We start from the raw sequence: 17,632 nt of genomic DNA on the forward strand, positions 1-17,632 counted from the left end.
CGCTCAAAGCGAAGTCTTCCTTTGAATATTATTTCTTTACAGGTACACAGCCGTGATAACGAGCTGGGGCAAATTCAAAAATTCGTAGATTAGTCATTACGTATTCTGAGTTGAGATAGCCTTGAATCGTGAGGTTTTTTACTAAACGCACGAAACCTTTTTCATCCGCATTTTCCGAATTCGACATTTTATTCAAAATTTCGAGTTTTTGCTTGCCATCACATTCAATGAAGGTTTTTGCGAAGTCTCTTTTTGCGGCAGCATCTACTAAGCCAAAACCTTTCGAGAAAGTTTCTTGCGATTTTTTATCGTAGCAATCAGCCACCATTTTGATGGTAAATTGATGTACGTTGAGGTCTTTTGCTCCGAGAGTATCTGTTTTAGGAATAATCGTTTCGACGATTTCTGCCAGTAGGTTTTCTTGCGATGCCGAAATCTTTAAAGAAGTGCTTGAGATGGCTTCTTTGTTCCATGCGTTTGCCCACGAAGGTAGCACTATTGTACCGCCAATCGTTAGGGCAATATTTTTTATTGCCGAACGTCTTTGCATTTTAATTAGGATTGAATTTTAAACGGATACAAATAAAACAATTTTCTGCGAGAAAAAGTATCTTGATTTCGTAGCAAAATAAATTCTGACAAAGTTTGGTTGATTGTGTGCTGAAAAGATAAAATAAAACCTCCCGAAAATTATTACTTATTCGAGAGGTTTTTGATGTAATTTATTTAGTCAGACGTGTCGCCAGAATGTTTTATCGGAGATGATTCCAACCTTGTGCTTTGATGGCGGCAGTTCCTCCACTATTGAGTGCCAATTGTACGGCTGTATCTTGTGTCATATAGCCAATCGGCAATACATCACTTACCTTTTGGATTTTATCAAAATCAGATTGTTTTACCGTAAAAAGGAGTTGATAATCTTCGCCGCCGTTCAATGCTGCTGTTATTGGGCTTACATTAAATTCGGTGGCTGTGAGCATCGTAATATCTTCAATTGGCAGTTTATCTTCAAAAACCATCGCACCCACACCCGACTGCGTACAAATATGCAATAAGTCAGAAGCTAAGCCATCAGAAATATCAATCATTGATGAAGGCACAACGCCCAGCTCATTGAGTTCGTGAATAATATCGGTGCGGGCTTCTGGTTTTAGAATTTTACCCACTAAGTATTCTTTTTCGGTGAGTTCGGGCTGCATACTTGGGTTGGCCAAATAAACTTGCTTTTCACGTTCCAAAACTTGTAGCCCGAAATAGGCTGCTCCTAAATCGCCCGTAACGCACAAAATATCGTTTGGTTTTGCTCCGTTTCGATACACAATTTTATCTTTATCGACAAAGCCAGTGGCCGTAATTGACACCACAAAGCCCGATGCCGAAGCACTGGTATCGCCACCGATTAAATCAACATTATAGCTTTCGCAAGCAAATTTTATTCCTTCGTAAAGCTCGTCAATGGCTTCGACCGAAATACGATTGCTTAAACCAATCGTTACCGTAATTTGCTTAGCAATGCCATTCATGGCTGCAATATCAGATACGTTTACTGCCACAGCTTTATACCCCAAATGACGCAATGGCGTATAAGAAAGGTCGAAGTGAATGCCTTCAAAAAGAATATCGGTCGTGACCAACATATATTTATCACCAACGTCAATAACGGCAGCATCATCGCCGATGCCTTTGATTGTTTCGGCGTTTTGGTTCGTAAATTTTGATTTTATTCGGTCGATTAAGCCAAATTCGCCAAGTGTATTAAGTTCTGTTCTTTCCATGGTGCAAAATTGATGAAGATTTTAGAATTTTTGCTAAATAAACTCTAAAATCTTCAAATTTATATGAACGAAGTTGAACTTCGTTCCACAAAAAAAGGTGAACTTTCCAGCTCACCTTTCTTATAAAATATTTTGAGGTCTTCTTATTTCTTAATTATTACTGAGTAATCAAATTGTAGCTATTGATAGTTCCACCTGTTTTTTGGCTGGCAGTTGTACGAGTAATATCAAGTGCAGTATCAGTGATAGAATTGATTGTAAACTCGATAGTACCACCTGTGCCTGTTGGAACTGGCGTAAGGTTTTTCAATACTAATTTTGTATCGCCTACTAATTCGTATTGACCTGTGAAAGTATTGCCATCAGCTTCTTTTAAAGTTACAGAAGGTGCAATCAATAAATTAAGTGTAAACGATGAATATCCTGGTTTTGTGTTGGATGCAGCACCTTTTGTGTAAACCGTTGCACTTCCTTCTTTTACGATGTTGGCTGTCCATGTTTTCTTGATTTTTTCAGAAACTGGAACAGTTTTGTCTTTGCAAGAAGAAACTGCAAGAGAAACTAAAGATACAAATAGAATGGCAATCTTTTTCATGCGAATATGTTTGTTTAATAGCCTTATTTACAATTGATAATTTCTGTATAAGACAGATTTTTAGCAAATATGGTTTAAATATAAAAGAAAAAAAAATGTCGTATGCAAGAAAGACGTTTTTTTTATTGAAAACGTTGTAAAAGCCCCGAATATTTTGACCAATCATAAAAAAGCCTCGGATATATTTGTGTTGAACAATATATCCGAGGAGAATGGCTATTTTGAAGACTATTTAACTCTTTATCACTTAGTTTTTAATCAATGGTTTCGTGTTTTACTCGATTGAAAACCCAGAAAATAATCGGGAATACAAGCAGGGTTAATACGGTTGCCGTAACGAGCCCTCCAATGATAACGATTGCCAGTGGTTTTTGAGATTCGGAGCCAATACCTGTACTGATAGCGGCAGGTAAAAGTCCGATTGATGCCATAAGGGCAGTCATAACAACAGGGCGGGTTCTGACTTTTACGGCCTCCAAAATTGCAACGTCGAGTGTCATTTTAGCCTTTATGTTTTTATGAAATTCTGAAATCAGAATAACACCATTTTGGATACAAATACCAAATAAAGCAATAAAACCTACTCCCCCAGAAATACCAAAGTTGATACCCGTAACGTGCAAAGCAATAATACCTCCGATGATGGCAAAAGGCACATTGGCCAACACCAAAAGAGAGTCTTTTACATTGCCAAACATGATGAAAAGCAGCACAAAAATACCCACTAAACTAATAGGCACCATTTCGCCGAGACGTTTGGTGGCTCTCACTTGGTTTTCAAACTCACCCGTCCAGCCGATTGAGTAACCTGCTGGAAGCTTTACTGTTTTTTCTACATTTTTCTGAGCGTCGGCAATGGTGCTTCCTAAGTCACGGTCACGAACTGAGAACTTTACACCAATGAAACGCTTGTTATTATCTCGATAAATGAAGGCTGGACCAGTGATTTTCTGAACGGTGGCTATCTCTTTGAGCGGAATCTTGACACCCTGAATCGTCGGAACTTTCAGGTTTTTCATGTCTTCTTCGTCTTTGCGATAGTTTTTCAGGTAACGCACCCGCACATCAAATTTCTTTTCACCTTCAAACTTTTGGGTAGCGGTTTTTCCGCCAAAAGCCATTTCGAGTACGGCTTGGGCGTCGGCGAGCGTAACACCGTAGGCGGCCATGCGTTCACGGTCGAGAATTACACTGATTTCGGGTTGACCTACGTTTCGGAGGATACCAACATCTTTTATGCCTTCCACTTTTTCGATTTGCTTGATAACTTGGTTGGCTATTTTATCCAATTCGTTGAGGTCATCGCCAAAAATCTTTACGGCGTTTGAGGCATTAATACCTGCCACACTTTCGGCCACGTTATCAATGATTGGTTGCGAATAATTGTAGCCAATTCCTTGATATTTTGAAAGCGAGTCGTCCATCTGACGCACCAAATCATCCATTGTGATTTTTCGTTTCCATTCGTCTTTATGCTTGAGGTTTACCTGCATTTGTACGTAATAAAAACCGCTTGGGTCGGTTCCGTCATTGCTTCGGCCAACTTGCGAAAGTACACCATTTACTTCGGGGAATTTGCGAAGTTCGTTGCGTAAAATAGCCGTTTTCTGTACAGTTTCGGGCAAGCTTTGGCTCATAGGGAATTTTGCTTCTACCCACAATGCCCCTTCGTTGAGTTGAGGTAAAAACTCAGTTCCGAGAAATGTGGCCGAGAAGAAAGTAAGTGACATAAATACCAATGAAACCAAAAGCGTAATTTTTTTGTGAGCGAAAGTCCAAATGAGACCTTTTTCTACGATTCTATTCCAAAAATTAACAAAAGGATTGTTTTTCTCTCTGACGTTTTTATTCAAGAAAATATGTGAAAGTACTGGCACCAAAGTAAGTGTAAACAGCAATGCACCCAATAAGGCAAAACCCAATGTATAGGCCAAAGGCGAAAACATCTTTCCTTCCACTTTCTGAAAAGCAAAAATGGGCATTAAGGCCGTGATAATGATGAGTTTTGAGAAGAAAATGGCTTTTCCAAGTTCAGTTCCTGTCTTTTTTATGACACTCCCGATGGCCAGTTTATTATATGCCGCCATACCTTTTTTATGGGCAATGTGGTCAAGGGTTACGAAAATCCCTTCAACCATTACTACCGCACCATCAATGATAATTCCGAAGTCAACCGCCCCCAACGAGAGTAAATTGGCACTCATGCCCTTGAGCTTGAGGCACAAAAATGCAAATAAGAGTGATAGCGGAATAATGATAGAAACCGTGACGGTAGTCCGCCAATCGGCCATGAATAAGAATACGATGACGGTCACGAACAAAATACCTTCAAACATATTGTGCATTACGGTTGTGGTGGTGTAGTTCATGAGGTTGTCTCGGTCGTAGAATGTTTCCATCTTTACGTCCGAAGGCAATATGCGTTCGTTGAGGTCGGTAATTTTTGCTTTTACTCTTTCAAGAACCTCCTTTGGGTTTTCGCTTTTACGCATCACCACGATTCCTTCTACTACATCATCATTGTCATTTAAGCCAACTTGACCTACACGTGGCATGGCTGCTTCATGAACATCAGCCAGATTTTTGACCAAAATTGGGTTTCCACCTGCATCATCGACAATGATATTTTCGATGTCTTGTATCGAACTTAGCAAACCGATACCACGCACCACATACGCTTGTTTGTTTTTTTCGATAACATCGCCACCTACGTTGAGATTACCTTTATTTACGGCCTCATAAACTTGTAGTGGCGTAATATCATATTTCGATAAGCGATTAGGGTCAACGCTTATTTCGTAGGTTTTTTCTTGCCCACCGAAGGCTACTAAATCAGCTACGCCCGCTACCGAACGGAGTTGGCGGTCGATGACCCAGTTTTGAATCGTGAGCAAGTCTCTCGAATCACGTGATTTACTTTTGAGTGTATATCGGAAAATCTCACCAGTTGGCCCGTAAGGTGGCTGAACGTCGGGTTCGACACCATCGGGAAGCGAGACATTACGAAGAAGGTTATTTACTTGTTGGCGAGCAAAAAAGTCTTCGACATCATCTTCAAAAATGATTTTAATGACCGATAAACCGAACATCGTAATGCTTCGGACACTCGTTTTTTTCTGCACCGAATTCATCGAGATTTCGATAGGAGTGGTCACGAAACGCTCAATTTCTTCGGCACTTCGTCCGTTCCATTCGGTCACGATGATAATCTGTGTATTAGTTACATCGGGGAATGCCTCAATGGGCATATTTTTGAACGAAATAAAGCCCGAAATGACCAATATGCCGACCCAAAAGAACGTAAAAGGCTTGTTTTTGAGCGAAAAAGCAATAATATTTTTAATGAATTTGTTCATATCTTTTTTGATGGATAATTGATACGGGGTCGCCCGTGCAATGAAGCATTGAAAACTGCATAGGTTTTATCAATTTTCATAGACAATCTTTATTGGGCTTGAGTTGCATTAATAATCAGATGATTGATTCTCATGTTAAACTCAATCATTTAGTTCGTCATAAACCAAAAGCTGATTTGCGGTCATTACTTTTTCGCCTTCTTTTAAGCCCGATAAGATATAAGTGATATTGCCCACTTGGCGGAAAACTTCCACTTGGCGGGTTTCGATATTATTGCGGTCTTTGAAAATCATTACGTAGTTTTTGCTCTTATCAAAAATCACTGATTCCGACGGAATCGCCAGCATTTGTTGGCTTTCGGTATAAGATAATTTGATATTGGCACGCATTTCGGGTTTGAGTAAGTAATCGGCATTTTTGAGTCTAATTCTGACTTTCATGGCTTTGGTTTCGGGGTCGATGATATTGAAGATTTTATCGACTTTACCATTAAAAACTTTATCAGGATAACTCAAGGTTGTAACGGCGGCATCAATGCCCAATTTTACTTGATTAATGTCACTTTCGTTGACATTGGCAATGGCCCAAACATCATCAATTTCGGCAATATCAAAGATATTATCGGTGCGGTCATTGCGGAGGAGCATATCTTGGTTGATGTTTTTTTGAATCACAAAGCCGCTCAGAGGTGAGCGTACTTCATAGACCGCCCCTTGTTTGATATTATAGATGCTATAAGTTTCTTCAATTCGGTGGAGTTGCGACTTTGCCTTGTCGAGTTGGCTGCGGGCTTCAATTACGTCTCGTTCGGCATTGAGTTTTCCCTCGAAAAGCTCTTGTGCTACTTTTAAGTTATTCTTCGCCACTAATAAGTCATTACGAGCATCATCTAATTCTTTCTCAAAACTGGCTACTTCCGTACTACGAATTGTGGCCAAAAGTTGTCCCTTTTTCACATAGTCGCCGAGTTCGACAAAAACTTTTGTTACGTTTCCGCCTACTACTGGGTAAACCTCAATCATTTTGTTATTATCGGCCGTAATTTTTCCGTAAAAATTAAGCTCATTGCGTAGGTTTTGCATCGCAACGTCTTGTGTTTTGGTTGTTTCGAGCATTTTATTGCTCAGTACGAATGTTGTTTGGGTTTCTACCTTCTTTGGGGTTTTATCACAGGCAAAAAGACCACAAACTATGAAGGTTAGCAATAATATATTTTTCATTGTTAGAACAAATTTACGTTTACGATATGATTGATGGTTTCGCCCGAAAGAATGACTTGTTTACGCATTTCGATGAGCAGGAGGGTGCTTTGATTGTAGCTTTCCATGAAGTCGGTGAATTCGAGTAAAGAGATATTTTGTTTCTGGAAATTTTGTAAAATACCTTTATAAACAGCCTCGAAGTTTTCGGCTCCTGAAGCAGTAATTTGGGCGTATTGAAGGCGTTGTTGCTGCCAAGTTTGCGTAGCGTTGGCAATTTGGCTTCGTAGCTCAACTATCTTTTGGTCTTGCAGTCGTTTCGATTTATCGAGTTCGGCCTCGGCAATTTTGATATTTCCTTTGTTTCGATTCCATAAATTGAGCGGAATCCCAAACGTAAAGTTTACTTGATTGCCAAAAGCACCGCCACGTTGGTCGTACGATGCACCCACCGTAAGGTCAGGTTTGGCGAGCGATTTTTGCCATTTTATCATCAATTCGTTGCTTTCGATGATTTTCTGGAAACTCAAATAGTCGGGGTTTTTCTCCAGTGCCATATTGAGCAAAGCTTCGGTAACAGGCAAATTATTCTTGGTGAAGTAGCTATTAAGAGCTTGTTCTTCAACAACGGGAATGATGTTTTCTTGGCTCGATGTCAGAATCTTGAGCGATTCTTGCTCGTCGTTTATCTCCTTTTGAGCAATCATGAAGTCGTTTTTTAGACTAAACGATAATGATTGTAAGCGAACAACATCACGCAACGGCCAATTGCCTCGCTGAGCTTGAATAGCATAGCTTTTGACGAGTGTATCAATACTGGCGATTTGCTTGTTGAGGTTAGTGATTTTCTGCTGATTGAAATAGATGCTATAAAAGCTCTGATGCAGCCCGAAACGCAGATTTTTGAGTAATTGCTCAAATTGTAATTCGGCAATTCCGATGGTTGACTTGGCAAATTCTACCTCGTTTTGCTTCTTTTTTCCCAAATACAAAAGTTGCTGAACGGCAATGGCCTTTTGGCCTTTAGCACCAATATCCAGCACCCGCTTGTCTTGTGGATTAATAGCATTAAATTCCCCCGAAGCCACTGGTAAATCCCAAATTTTCGCTTGAATAACACTGGCTTTGGCAATATCGAGATTGTATTGTTCGGCCAAGAGCAGCAAATTGTTTTTGACAAACCTGTCTTCGCACTGTTGTAGTGAAAGGTTTTGTTGTGAAAAAGCAGTTTGAGTGGCTATTAAAATTAAAAAGGTTAGTTTTTGAAACATTACACGCTGATTTTTTTAGAATTGCAAAAATCGGGTGGTAAAATTAAAAATGCCTTTAAGGTTACCTTAAAAATAGCTTAATTGGAGAAAATAATAATAAATTGATTGAGATTTGGCTGCGTATTTTGGTAATTGATACTGGCCGAATGATAATCGAGAATACGTTTTGAGAGTCTCAAACCCAAGCCCGAACCAATCGTTTGATTGGCATTTTGACCACGCATAAAAGGCTGAAATAACTTTTCTTTATCGGTTTCGTTTAAAATATTGCCTTCGTTACTGACGATGATTGTGAGTTGATGCGAAGCGTTTTGTTCGATAACCACACGAGCCGCTGGCTGAAATGAGTACAAACAAGCGTTCTTGAAAAGATTGTTAAAAACAATTTCGAGTAGCGATTTTACCCCCCAAACTTCCATCGAAAGTTCGATTTCGGGGTTATCAATGATTTCAAAACTAAGGTCAAATTGAGGATTAAATTTTTTGGCTTTTTCGTTAGCCGAAAATATCACTTCGTCGATTCTTACTTTTTCAAAGCGTTTTTGGGCATCTTCCTTATTGATTTTTGAGAGCAAAAGTAGCGAATTGACCAAATCGGAAAGTTGATGGACGTAATCGTTGATACTTTTTAAGGAAGCAACAGTTTCGGGCGAATGTTCGGGATTTTGTAGTAGATTCTGAATCTTAAAGGTCATACGAGCCAAAGGTGTGCGAATCTCATGCGAGGCATTAGAAGTAAATTCTCGTTGACTCTGGAAAGCACTTTCGATGCGTGCCAACATAATATTAAAGGCTTTGGTCAGAAGATTAATTTCGTCGTTGTGTTTGCCTTCTTCGAGTTGAATATCAAGTTTATTAGCCGAAATATTGGTGATTTGTTTTTGGAAGGTATCGAGCGGTTTGAGTAAGCGTTCGATAAAAAAATAGGTCGAAAACCAAACCAGCATTGTTCCTGCCAAAAATGTAACGGCGAGTGTAAAAAGCAAAAATTCGAGTTTATTATTGCCGTATATATCTTCAGCCGAAATCAGAATATAGTAATCGGTTTTTTCAAAATCGTAGTAAATTCCCAGCACATCTTTTTCTCTTTCGGTTCTGAAAAAGGTTTTTGCACGCTTCAATTCCTGTAAATCTTCGGTGTCCCAACTGATGGTTGCATCGTCGATGCTGCTGTATAATAGCTTGTAATTTTGGTCAAAAACCAATGTTTTTTCGTTGTATAATTTATTTATTGTGTTGCGGTCGATGAGTTTAAGTATCTGATTATCAATTTCTTTTACCTCAACGAGTAGCTTGGCAGTTGTGAGGGCTTTCTCTTCGAGACGCTGGCGAAACTCTTCTCTTCTGAACGATGAGAAAGAATAAAAAATAATAAAAGCCGCCAATCCGAATAAAATAGAAAAGGCAACAGCGATATTGATTGCAATGCGTCGTTTGAGGGTCATTAGTCTTCGATTTTTAGATAATAACCAAAGCCGGGGCGAGTATGAATAAGTTTTGTAGGATGATTTCGGTCGATTTTTTTGCGTAAAAAATTGATATAAACCTCAATCGTATTCATGTTCGAGTCGAATTGAACGTCCCAAATTTGCTCGGCAATACTTTGTTTCGATAACACCCTTCCTTTTGCTTTTGCTAAAGTAAATAACAATTGATATTCTTTTGGCGTAAGGTCAATCAGCTCGTTTTTTCGATACACTTTCATTTCCGAAGTGTTGATTTCGAGGTCATCAATGACCATAACACTATCGGCATCTTGGGGCGTATTGCTTCGGCGTAGGAGCGAGGTGATACGCAAAAAAAGTTCTTCAAAATGAAAGGGTTTTACCAAATAATCATCAGCTCCGAGTCCGAAAGCATCGGATTTATCTTGAATATCGCCATAAGCCGTGAGCATAATAATTGGCGTAAGTTTGTTCGATTCTCGAACTTGCCTACAAACATCTAAACCATTGATTCTCGGCACATTAATATCCAACAAAAAAATATCGTAGTCGTTTTTTTTGATTTGGCGAAAAAATAATTCTCCATCAAAAACGGTATCACACTCGATTTTTTTTGATAATAAAAAACGTTGTATTTCTCTCGACAAATCAGGGTCGTCTTCTAAGAGCAGTGCAGTCATTGGCTTAGTTAATTAGATGCGAAGATACTTATTTTAATCAAGAATTAATAACTAATCAAGTAACTGAAATTGCTTTTGATGAATCTGTAATTGGCGATAGGTTTTAGGATTATTATTAGTATATTTTCTGAATTGTCGATTAAAGTTAGAGAGGTTTTTAAAGCCCGATTCGTAGCATATTTCCAAGATGTTGAGGTCGTTTTCGGCCAATAATTTACAGGCATATTCGATACGAATTTCGTTTACAAACTCAACAAATGTTTTTTGTGTGCGAAGCTTGAAATATCGACAAAAAGCTGCCTCTGAAAAGCGGGTTTTATTGGCTATTTCGCTCAAATTAATGTCGTTTTTGAAGTTTTTAAGCACATAATCAAATACTTCGTTCATGCGTTCGGAATCTTTTTTACTGACACCCACAATGGCATTTTCTGATAAAATTTGGTATTCTTTCGAGCAAGACATTAGGTGTAGGATTTCTATCAAACCCAACATTCGAGCAACTTTATCAGCCTTTAATAAGTTTTGTATTTTTTCTTGAATCCTTGCTCTCGATTCTCCGTAAAATTCTATGCCCAACTTGGCAGTTTCGAGGAAACGTTTTATTTCGGTCATTTCCGCCAATTCAAAAAAATCTTTCCCGAAACAATCATCCAAAAAATGAATCACAATCGAGGCAGGTTTTTGCTGCTGATAGCAAGCATCATCGGCACGATACCAATGGGGTAAATTACTGCCCAAAATCGCCAAATCGCCTTCGGCATAGTCAGATACGTGATTGCCCACAAATTTTTTTCCGAAACCTCCATCACAAAGCACAATTTCGATTGCTTGATGATAATGCCACGGAGTCTCGAAATACGGACTTTCAAAGCGGTCAATCAGAAACGATGAGCCGAACGTAAGTGGTAATTTTTGTAAAAGTGGTTTTTTGAGCATAAAATCAAAATAGTATCGTAAAAATAACTTTTTCTGGTGGAATCTATAATTATTCTATTAGTTATTTGTATAATAATAATTTAAACTATTTTTAATAATACTTTATTTGCAAATGCTGAAAGGTAAATCAATCGTAATCATTGGCGGAACGACTGGCTTGGGGTTTTCGGCAGCGAAAGCATTTGTGCGTGAAGGAGCAAAAGTAGTGGCCGTTGGTCGTAAGCCCGAAAGCTGTTTATCGTTCGAATTAGTTTTGGGAGAAAACGGCCGAGCGATGGCCGCCGATGCCACCAACGAAAATACAGCAAAAAATGCTATTGAGTTGTGTATCAGTGAGTTTGGTAGTTTTGATGGCCTCTATCACGTAGCAGGTGGAAGCGGACGCAAGTTTGGCGATGGTCCACTGCACGAACTTACGCTTGAGGGCTGGAATAAAACTTTTGAGCTAAATCTTACAAGTTTGATGCTCTCGAACCAAGCAGCAGTGCAGAAGTTTTTGGAATTGGGAAAAGGCGGTACGATTCTGAATATGGGTTCGGTTTTGGACTTTTCGCCTTCTCCAAAATATTTTGTTACGCACGCCTATGCAGCTGCAAAATCGGCAGTTGTGGGTTTTACGAAGTCTTTGGCGGCTTATTATGCCTTCGAAAACATTAGAATCAATCTTTTAGCACCTGCTTTGGTCGAAACCCCGATGTCGGAGCGAGCCAGTAAGGACGAAACCATCATGAATTTTGTAAAAACCAAACAGCCGCTCGATGGCGGCAGAAATGGCCGTCCCGAAGACCTCGATGGTGCTGCCGTATTTTTTATGTCGGATGCTTCAAAATTCACTACTGGACAAACACTCTACATTGATGGTGGCTGGGAGGTTTCGGAAGGGCAGTATTTTTAATTTAATTAAGAATGTAGAATTGAGAATTAAGAATGATGTTCAAAATTTTGATTTCGCTTAATCTTAGAGACCATGAAGTGGTCAAACTTGAATGGCCCTAAATGAAATTTGGGGTCTAAAAGGAACAATTTAGTCACGACCCTAAAAGGGTCAAACTTAATAAAAACTTTTTTAAAGAATCAATAATTCAATAATGAAAGTAGCAATCGGTATCGACCTTGGTGGCACAAACGTAAAAGGGGTTTTGATGCGTGAAGATGGAGAAATCTTGAAACAGCATTATATTCCTACGAAAGATGATGCCGAAGGAAAATGGCGAGAAAATGTACTTGAAATGGTCAATTTCTTGAAAGATTTTCACCAAAAACCAATCGACTTCATCGGGCTTTCGGCACCAGGTTTGGCCAATGCCGATAATAAATGTATCGCCCATTTACCCAACCGATTATTTGGCTTAGAAAACTTTATTTGGGAAGAATATTTTGGTACAAAGACGCTTGTCTTGAACGATGCCCATGCCGCACTTATGGCTGAAGCCAAGTTTGGAATCATGCAAGGTTATAAACACGCAATTTTGCTCACACTCGGCACGGGGGTGGGCGGAGGAATTATGATAAACGGGCAACTTTATCAAGGTTTGAGTCAAATGGCTGGGCATTTGGGGCATATTTCGCTCAATGCCAATGATGATGAACTAAGCATCTTGGGAATGTCGGGAAGCTTAGAATATGCTATTGGAAACTGCTCGATTGAGCGGCGTTCGATAGGGCGTTTTCAGTCAACGCATGAGCTGGTGAAGGCTTATCAAAATAATGATTCGTTCGCCACGTGGCTTTGGCTTGATTCGGTCAGAAAATTGGCCATTGCCATTGCTTCATTAATCAATGCCCTTTCGCCCGAAATCATTGTATTGGCGGGCGGAATTACGACCGCAGGCGATGCTCTATTTAAACCTTTGAATGAATTTATCGAGCTTTTTGAATTTCGTCCAAAAGGCAAAACAACATTAATTAAACACGCAAAATTTGCCGATTTATCAGGAGCAATCGGTGCGGCCGCATTTGTGTTTGATAAAGTTTAATCGTAGAGACGTTGCACTGCAACGTCTTTGTAGTCAAAATATATTTCATCCATTTTTCATTTATTTCAGCATGTCATATACCACCGAATATTTAAAAAAATGTCAAGGTTTAATCGAAACCGTTGCCGCCCAAGAAACACAAATTCTGCAAGCCGCAAAACTGTTTTCGGAATCAATTTTGGCAGGAAGAATGGTACACGTTTTTGGTAGCGGACATAGCCGAATTATGGTCGAGGAAATGTGGCCACGTTATGGTTCGTTTCCAGGCTTTAACCCAATTGTGGAATTATCGTTGACATTTCATAATTTGGTAGTAGGAGCAAATGGTCAACGCCAAGCAATGTTTTTGGAGAATGTGACAGGCTTTGCTGCTCAGATTTTAAGAAATTTCGACCTTTCAGAAGTCGATACTGCTTTGGTGATTTCCTCATCAGGTTGTAATGTCGTACCGATTGAAATGGCAGAGGTTTTTCAGAAAAAAGGTATAAAAACCGTCGGAATTATTTCAAAACAACATTCTGAAGCCAGTACAAGCAAAAAACAAGATGGACGAAAACTCCAAGATTTCTGCGAGGTAGTGCTTGATTCGGGAGCTCCCGTAGGCGATGCCATGATTTATGTCGATGGTTTAGAAACACCAGTTTCACCAGGCTCAACGGTTGGTTCGTGTATGATTATCAATAGTATAAAAGCTGAGTTGGCCAATATGCTTACACAAGCGGGACATCCACCAAAAGTGCTGACGGCTGGGGCAGTAATCGGAGCAGAAAAAGCCACTGAGATTTTCCAAGCGGCTTATGACGAACACGCCCACCGAATCTCGAAAATGTATCAAAAAGTAGGCATCGAAAGCTATGTTTCTAAAGAAAAATAAAGGATAGCCCTTGAATTTTCTATTATCAATTTTTCATTAATCATTCTCCATTAAAGATATGCAACCAATTCCTATAAAAACTACCGTAGTTGGCTCGTGGCCGTTTCCGAGTTGGCTTGAATTTGCGTCAGAAAATTTAGATAAATTCGGCCCTGCCGACATCAGCGAAATGATTGAAGATGCGGTTGTAAATGCCATTCACGACCAAGTTACGGCTGGTCTTGATGTAATTACCGATGGCGAACAAACCCGTCTTGATTTTAATCTATCGTTTTACGGTTTCATCAAAGGACTTCAACCTAACCACGAAGAAACCCGAAAATTTGGCCCACCCGCTCACGACCAGCGTGGCAAACACACAATCATCGAAGCCCTTACCGCACCAAAAGGCTTAGGCGTAGTAGAGGAATTTAAAAGATTGCAAAGGCTTGCTCCAGAAGGAAAAATTTTGAAAGCATCCATTCCCGGTCCTTACACGCTTTCGGGACGAATGCTGGCGGGCGGAATCTACAAAGACCGTTGGGAAATTACCGAAGCCTTATTGCCGATTGTAGCCAAAGAATTAGAAGATTTAGTAGCCGCAGGAGCAAAAGAAATCTGCATTGATGAGCCTTCGATGTCGTGCTATGCTTATAAAGAAGATACCAAACGTTTTGTCGATATTTTTAACCGAACCGTGAAAAATATTGTCGGTAAAACCCGCATCGGAACACACTTATGTTTTGGAAATTATAAAGGTCGTTCGGTTGGGAAGAAAACAATTTTGCCGATGCTACCTGATTTTTTAGATTTTACGGTCGATGAATTACACACTGAGATGTGCGTACTAAATTTTGCTGAAGTGCATTTACTGGAGCGTTTTGCTGAAAAAATGGACGTAGCAGTTGGTGTAATTGATGTGAAAAGTTATTATATCGAAACTGTAGAAGACGTAAAAGAACGCATCGAAAAATGCTTAAAATACGTTCCTGCCGAGAAACTCGCCGTTGCTCCCGATTGTGGAATGTCGCAAACGGCACGTTGGGCAACAAAGCAAAAAATTGCCAATATGTGTGCAGCAGCCAAACAAATGAGATGCAATGGCCTTAATTAAATCAAAACAAAAAGATAATGAGTTATTGAACGACATCAAATCATTCAATAGCTCGACTGGTTTTAAAGTTTGGTGGTTGGCACAAAGTGGTTTTCTGATAAAATGGCAAGAAAAACACCTACTTTTTGACCCTTATTTGTCGGATTCTTTGAGCGTAAAATACCAAAATACTGATAAGCCACACGTCCGTATTAGCGAGTTGGTTATTTCGCCCGACCAACTTGATTTTATTGATATTGTTACATCGAGTCATAATCATACAGACCATTTAGATGCCGAAACTTTGATGCCAATTATTCAAAATAATGTTGGCGTAAAATTCATTATTCCAGAAGCAAACCGAGCATTTGTGGCAGAAAGAGTTAAATGCGATTTGAATTTTCCGATTGGCCTAAACGATAGACTCAGTTTTGAGCATAAAGGATTCAAAATAACGGGAATTCCAGCAGCACACAACACTGTCGAGCGAAACGAAAAAGGTGAGTGCAAATTCATGGGTTTCGTTGCCGAATTTGGTGGTTTTTCAATCTATCATTCAGGTGATACACTTTGGTTTGAGGGTTTGGAAGAAATCTTGAAACCATATAAGGTTGATGTTGCTTTTTTACCCATCAACGGCAATAAACCTGAACGAAAAGTGGCAGGAAATCTCAGTGCCGACGAGGCCGCTAAACTCGGAAAAATTATCGGTGCGAAACTCGTCATTCCGCATCATTATCATTTATTTGAGTTTAATACCGAAGACCCACAACGTTTTATTGAAGCTTGCGAGCATTATCAAACAAACCATAAAGTCCTCGAAATGGGCGAGGGTGTTATTATCAGTAAATTAAAATATACAGAATTTTACCACTGAGGTACACGAAGTACGACACGGAGTTTCACAAAGAAAAAATAGAAAAACTCTGTGAAACTCTGTGTTTTCTTAAACTCTGGGCAACTCCGTGGTGACCGTCGCTACGGTAAAAGAATACTAACAATTTAATTTTTTACTATTACTTATATCATAAAAATCATCTATTCATCAAACAATTTACAATAAAATCATGGCAAAAGTATGTATTCTTGGCGGCGGATTTATCGGACGATTCTATGCCGATTCACTTCATGGACAACGTGGACGTGACCGAGTTTCGGTAGTCTATGCTCGACGTGAAGAAACCGCCATTCGTTTCGCTACCGATTATGCTGTTCCGCATTATTTTACAGATATGGAAGAGGCCATTAAACACTCCGAAACCGAAGTGGTAGTAATTGCTTTACCTAATAATTTACACGAAACGGCCGTAAATCTTTGCGTAAAACACAAAAAAGCAGTGCTTTGTACAAAACCACTCGGACGCAACGCCGAAGAAGCCCTCCGAATGACCAAAGCCTGTGAAGAAGCAGGTGTTTTTGCAGGATATTTAGAAGATTTGTGCTACACACCTAAATTCATGAAGTCTCTAACAAGTGTAAAAAATGGAGCGATTGGGCGAATTTTATGGTCAAAATCTCGTGAAACGCACCCTGGACCACACTCCGATTGGTTTTGGGATATTAATATGGCAGGCGGCGGAGCAATTTTAGATTTGGGCTGTCATTGCATTGAAATTGCCCGAAATTTTATTGGAAAAGACATCAAACCAGTAGAAGTAATGTGCTGGGCCGATACACAAGTAAAACCCATTGATGCAGAAGACCACGCCATCGGACTCGTAAAATATGAAAACGGTGCAATCGGACAATTTGAGGTGTCGTGGACTTTCAGAGGTGGCATGGATTTGCGAGATGAAGTGATGGGAACAGAAGGGACGATTTGGATAAATTCATTTTTAAGAACTGGTTTCGAGATGTTTACGAGCGGAGCGGGCGAAGGTGGCTATGTGGCCGAAAAAGCCGAAAGTTCGAGCGGTTGGCAATTTCCAGTCGGCGATGAAGCTCATGAATTGGGCTACACCAATATGTTTACCGATATGTTTAATGCGATGGAAAAAGGCATCGAACCCAACGAAACTTTTTATGATGGCTATGTAGTAAACGCCATTATTGATGCTGCCTACAAATCGGCTAAAACAAAACTTTGGGAACCAGTTCAGCTACCCGAATGGCGTGGACAAGTTGGGGTACAAAAACCATCAGTTTACAACGAATACGATGCAGACCATTGGTTTATCAAAGATGAAATTTTGCCAAATGGAGATAAAAAAGTTATCCTAAAAAAGAAAACAACGGGCGAAATTATAGAATTGGAAACTTGGAAATAATCGGTTCGACCAAAATAAAGAAAGGAGCAATTAGATTCTATTTGCTCCTTTTTTGCTCATAATGAAACACTTATGAATAGTTTTTCGTTAAAAACTTAAACATTCGCCTACGCAAATATCTTAGTTATGCGTATTTTCGTTAGTTATTTTAGAGAGTAAAGCATTGATAATAGTCAGAATTTAAA

The 17,632-nt window shown here is 39.5% G+C and carries 15 protein-coding genes; 6 read left to right on the forward strand and 9 right to left on the reverse strand.

Annotated features, from left to right (window positions below):
* Window positions 1-28: 28 nt before the first annotated feature.
* From IEX65_RS09945 to IEX65_RS09985, 9 genes are all read right to left on the reverse strand, one after another.
* The gene (locus IEX65_RS09945) at window positions 29-550 is read right to left on the reverse strand and encodes a gluconate 2-dehydrogenase subunit 3 family protein (RefSeq protein ID WP_188765895.1); all 522 of its coding nucleotides are present in this window, start codon (window positions 548-550) and stop codon (window positions 29-31) included.
* A gap of 202 nt (window positions 551-752) precedes the next feature.
* Window positions 753-1,775: a thiamine-phosphate kinase gene (thiL, locus tag IEX65_RS09950; RefSeq protein WP_188765896.1), complete on the reverse strand. Its 1,023-nt coding sequence runs from the start codon at window positions 1,773-1,775 to the stop codon at window positions 753-755.
* Window positions 1,776-1,932: 157 nt separating this feature from the next.
* Window positions 1,933-2,370, reverse strand: a complete 438-nt coding sequence (locus IEX65_RS09955; RefSeq protein WP_188765897.1) for a hypothetical protein — start codon at window positions 2,368-2,370, stop codon at window positions 1,933-1,935.
* Window positions 2,371-2,624: 254 nt separating this feature from the next.
* A complete protein-coding gene (locus tag IEX65_RS09960) occupies window positions 2,625-5,726 on the reverse strand; it encodes an efflux RND transporter permease subunit (protein ID WP_188765898.1) in 3,102 nt (1,033 codons plus the stop codon).
* 141 nt (window positions 5,727-5,867) lie between these two features.
* Entirely contained in the window at window positions 5,868-6,947 is a 1,080-nt protein-coding gene (locus tag IEX65_RS09965; RefSeq protein WP_188765899.1) for an efflux RND transporter periplasmic adaptor subunit, read from the reverse strand.
* A 2-nt stretch (window positions 6,948-6,949) separates the two neighbouring features.
* Window positions 6,950-8,197, reverse strand: coding sequence for a TolC family protein (locus tag IEX65_RS09970; RefSeq protein ID WP_188765900.1), 1,248 nt, complete (start codon window positions 8,195-8,197; stop codon window positions 6,950-6,952).
* 77 nt (window positions 8,198-8,274) lie between these two features.
* On the reverse strand, window positions 8,275-9,642 hold the full coding sequence (locus IEX65_RS09975) for a sensor histidine kinase (RefSeq protein ID WP_188765901.1): 1,368 nt from the start codon (window positions 9,640-9,642) through the stop codon (window positions 8,275-8,277).
* Window positions 9,642-10,322: a response regulator transcription factor gene (locus tag IEX65_RS09980; protein ID WP_188765902.1), complete on the reverse strand. Its 681-nt coding sequence runs from the start codon at window positions 10,320-10,322 to the stop codon at window positions 9,642-9,644. Before IEX65_RS09980 ends, IEX65_RS09975 begins: the two co-directional genes overlap by 1 nt.
* Before the next feature lie 51 nt (window positions 10,323-10,373).
* Window positions 10,374-11,258: an AraC family transcriptional regulator gene (locus IEX65_RS09985; protein WP_188765903.1), complete on the reverse strand. Its 885-nt coding sequence runs from the start codon at window positions 11,256-11,258 to the stop codon at window positions 10,374-10,376.
* 112 nt (window positions 11,259-11,370) lie between these two features.
* On the opposite strand from IEX65_RS09985, the gene IEX65_RS09990 reads away from it, so the two are divergent.
* From IEX65_RS09990 to IEX65_RS10015, 6 genes are all read left to right on the forward strand, one after another.
* Window positions 11,371-12,153, forward strand: coding sequence for an SDR family NAD(P)-dependent oxidoreductase (locus tag IEX65_RS09990; protein ID WP_188765904.1), 783 nt, complete (start codon window positions 11,371-11,373; stop codon window positions 12,151-12,153).
* A 193-nt stretch (window positions 12,154-12,346) separates the two neighbouring features.
* Window positions 12,347-13,234: an ROK family protein gene (locus IEX65_RS09995; RefSeq protein WP_188765905.1), complete on the forward strand. Its 888-nt coding sequence runs from the start codon at window positions 12,347-12,349 to the stop codon at window positions 13,232-13,234.
* Between the two features lie 70 nt (window positions 13,235-13,304).
* On the forward strand, window positions 13,305-14,108 hold the full coding sequence (locus IEX65_RS10000) for a sugar isomerase domain-containing protein (RefSeq protein ID WP_188765906.1): 804 nt from the start codon (window positions 13,305-13,307) through the stop codon (window positions 14,106-14,108).
* A gap of 58 nt (window positions 14,109-14,166) precedes the next feature.
* Window positions 14,167-15,201, forward strand: coding sequence for a methionine synthase (locus IEX65_RS10005; RefSeq protein WP_188765907.1), 1,035 nt, complete (start codon window positions 14,167-14,169; stop codon window positions 15,199-15,201).
* Entirely contained in the window at window positions 15,188-16,057 is an 870-nt protein-coding gene (locus IEX65_RS10010; protein ID WP_188765908.1) for an MBL fold metallo-hydrolase, read from the forward strand. The genes IEX65_RS10005 and IEX65_RS10010 overlap by 14 nt, the downstream gene beginning before the upstream one ends.
* A gap of 190 nt (window positions 16,058-16,247) precedes the next feature.
* A complete protein-coding gene (locus tag IEX65_RS10015) occupies window positions 16,248-17,447 on the forward strand; it encodes a Gfo/Idh/MocA family protein (protein WP_188765909.1) in 1,200 nt (399 codons plus the stop codon).
* The last annotated feature ends 185 nt before the right edge of the window (window positions 17,448-17,632 follow it).

The organism is Emticicia aquatilis, assembly GCF_014644295.1.
GTDB classification, from domain to species: domain Bacteria; phylum Bacteroidota; class Bacteroidia; order Cytophagales; family Spirosomataceae; genus Emticicia; species Emticicia aquatilis.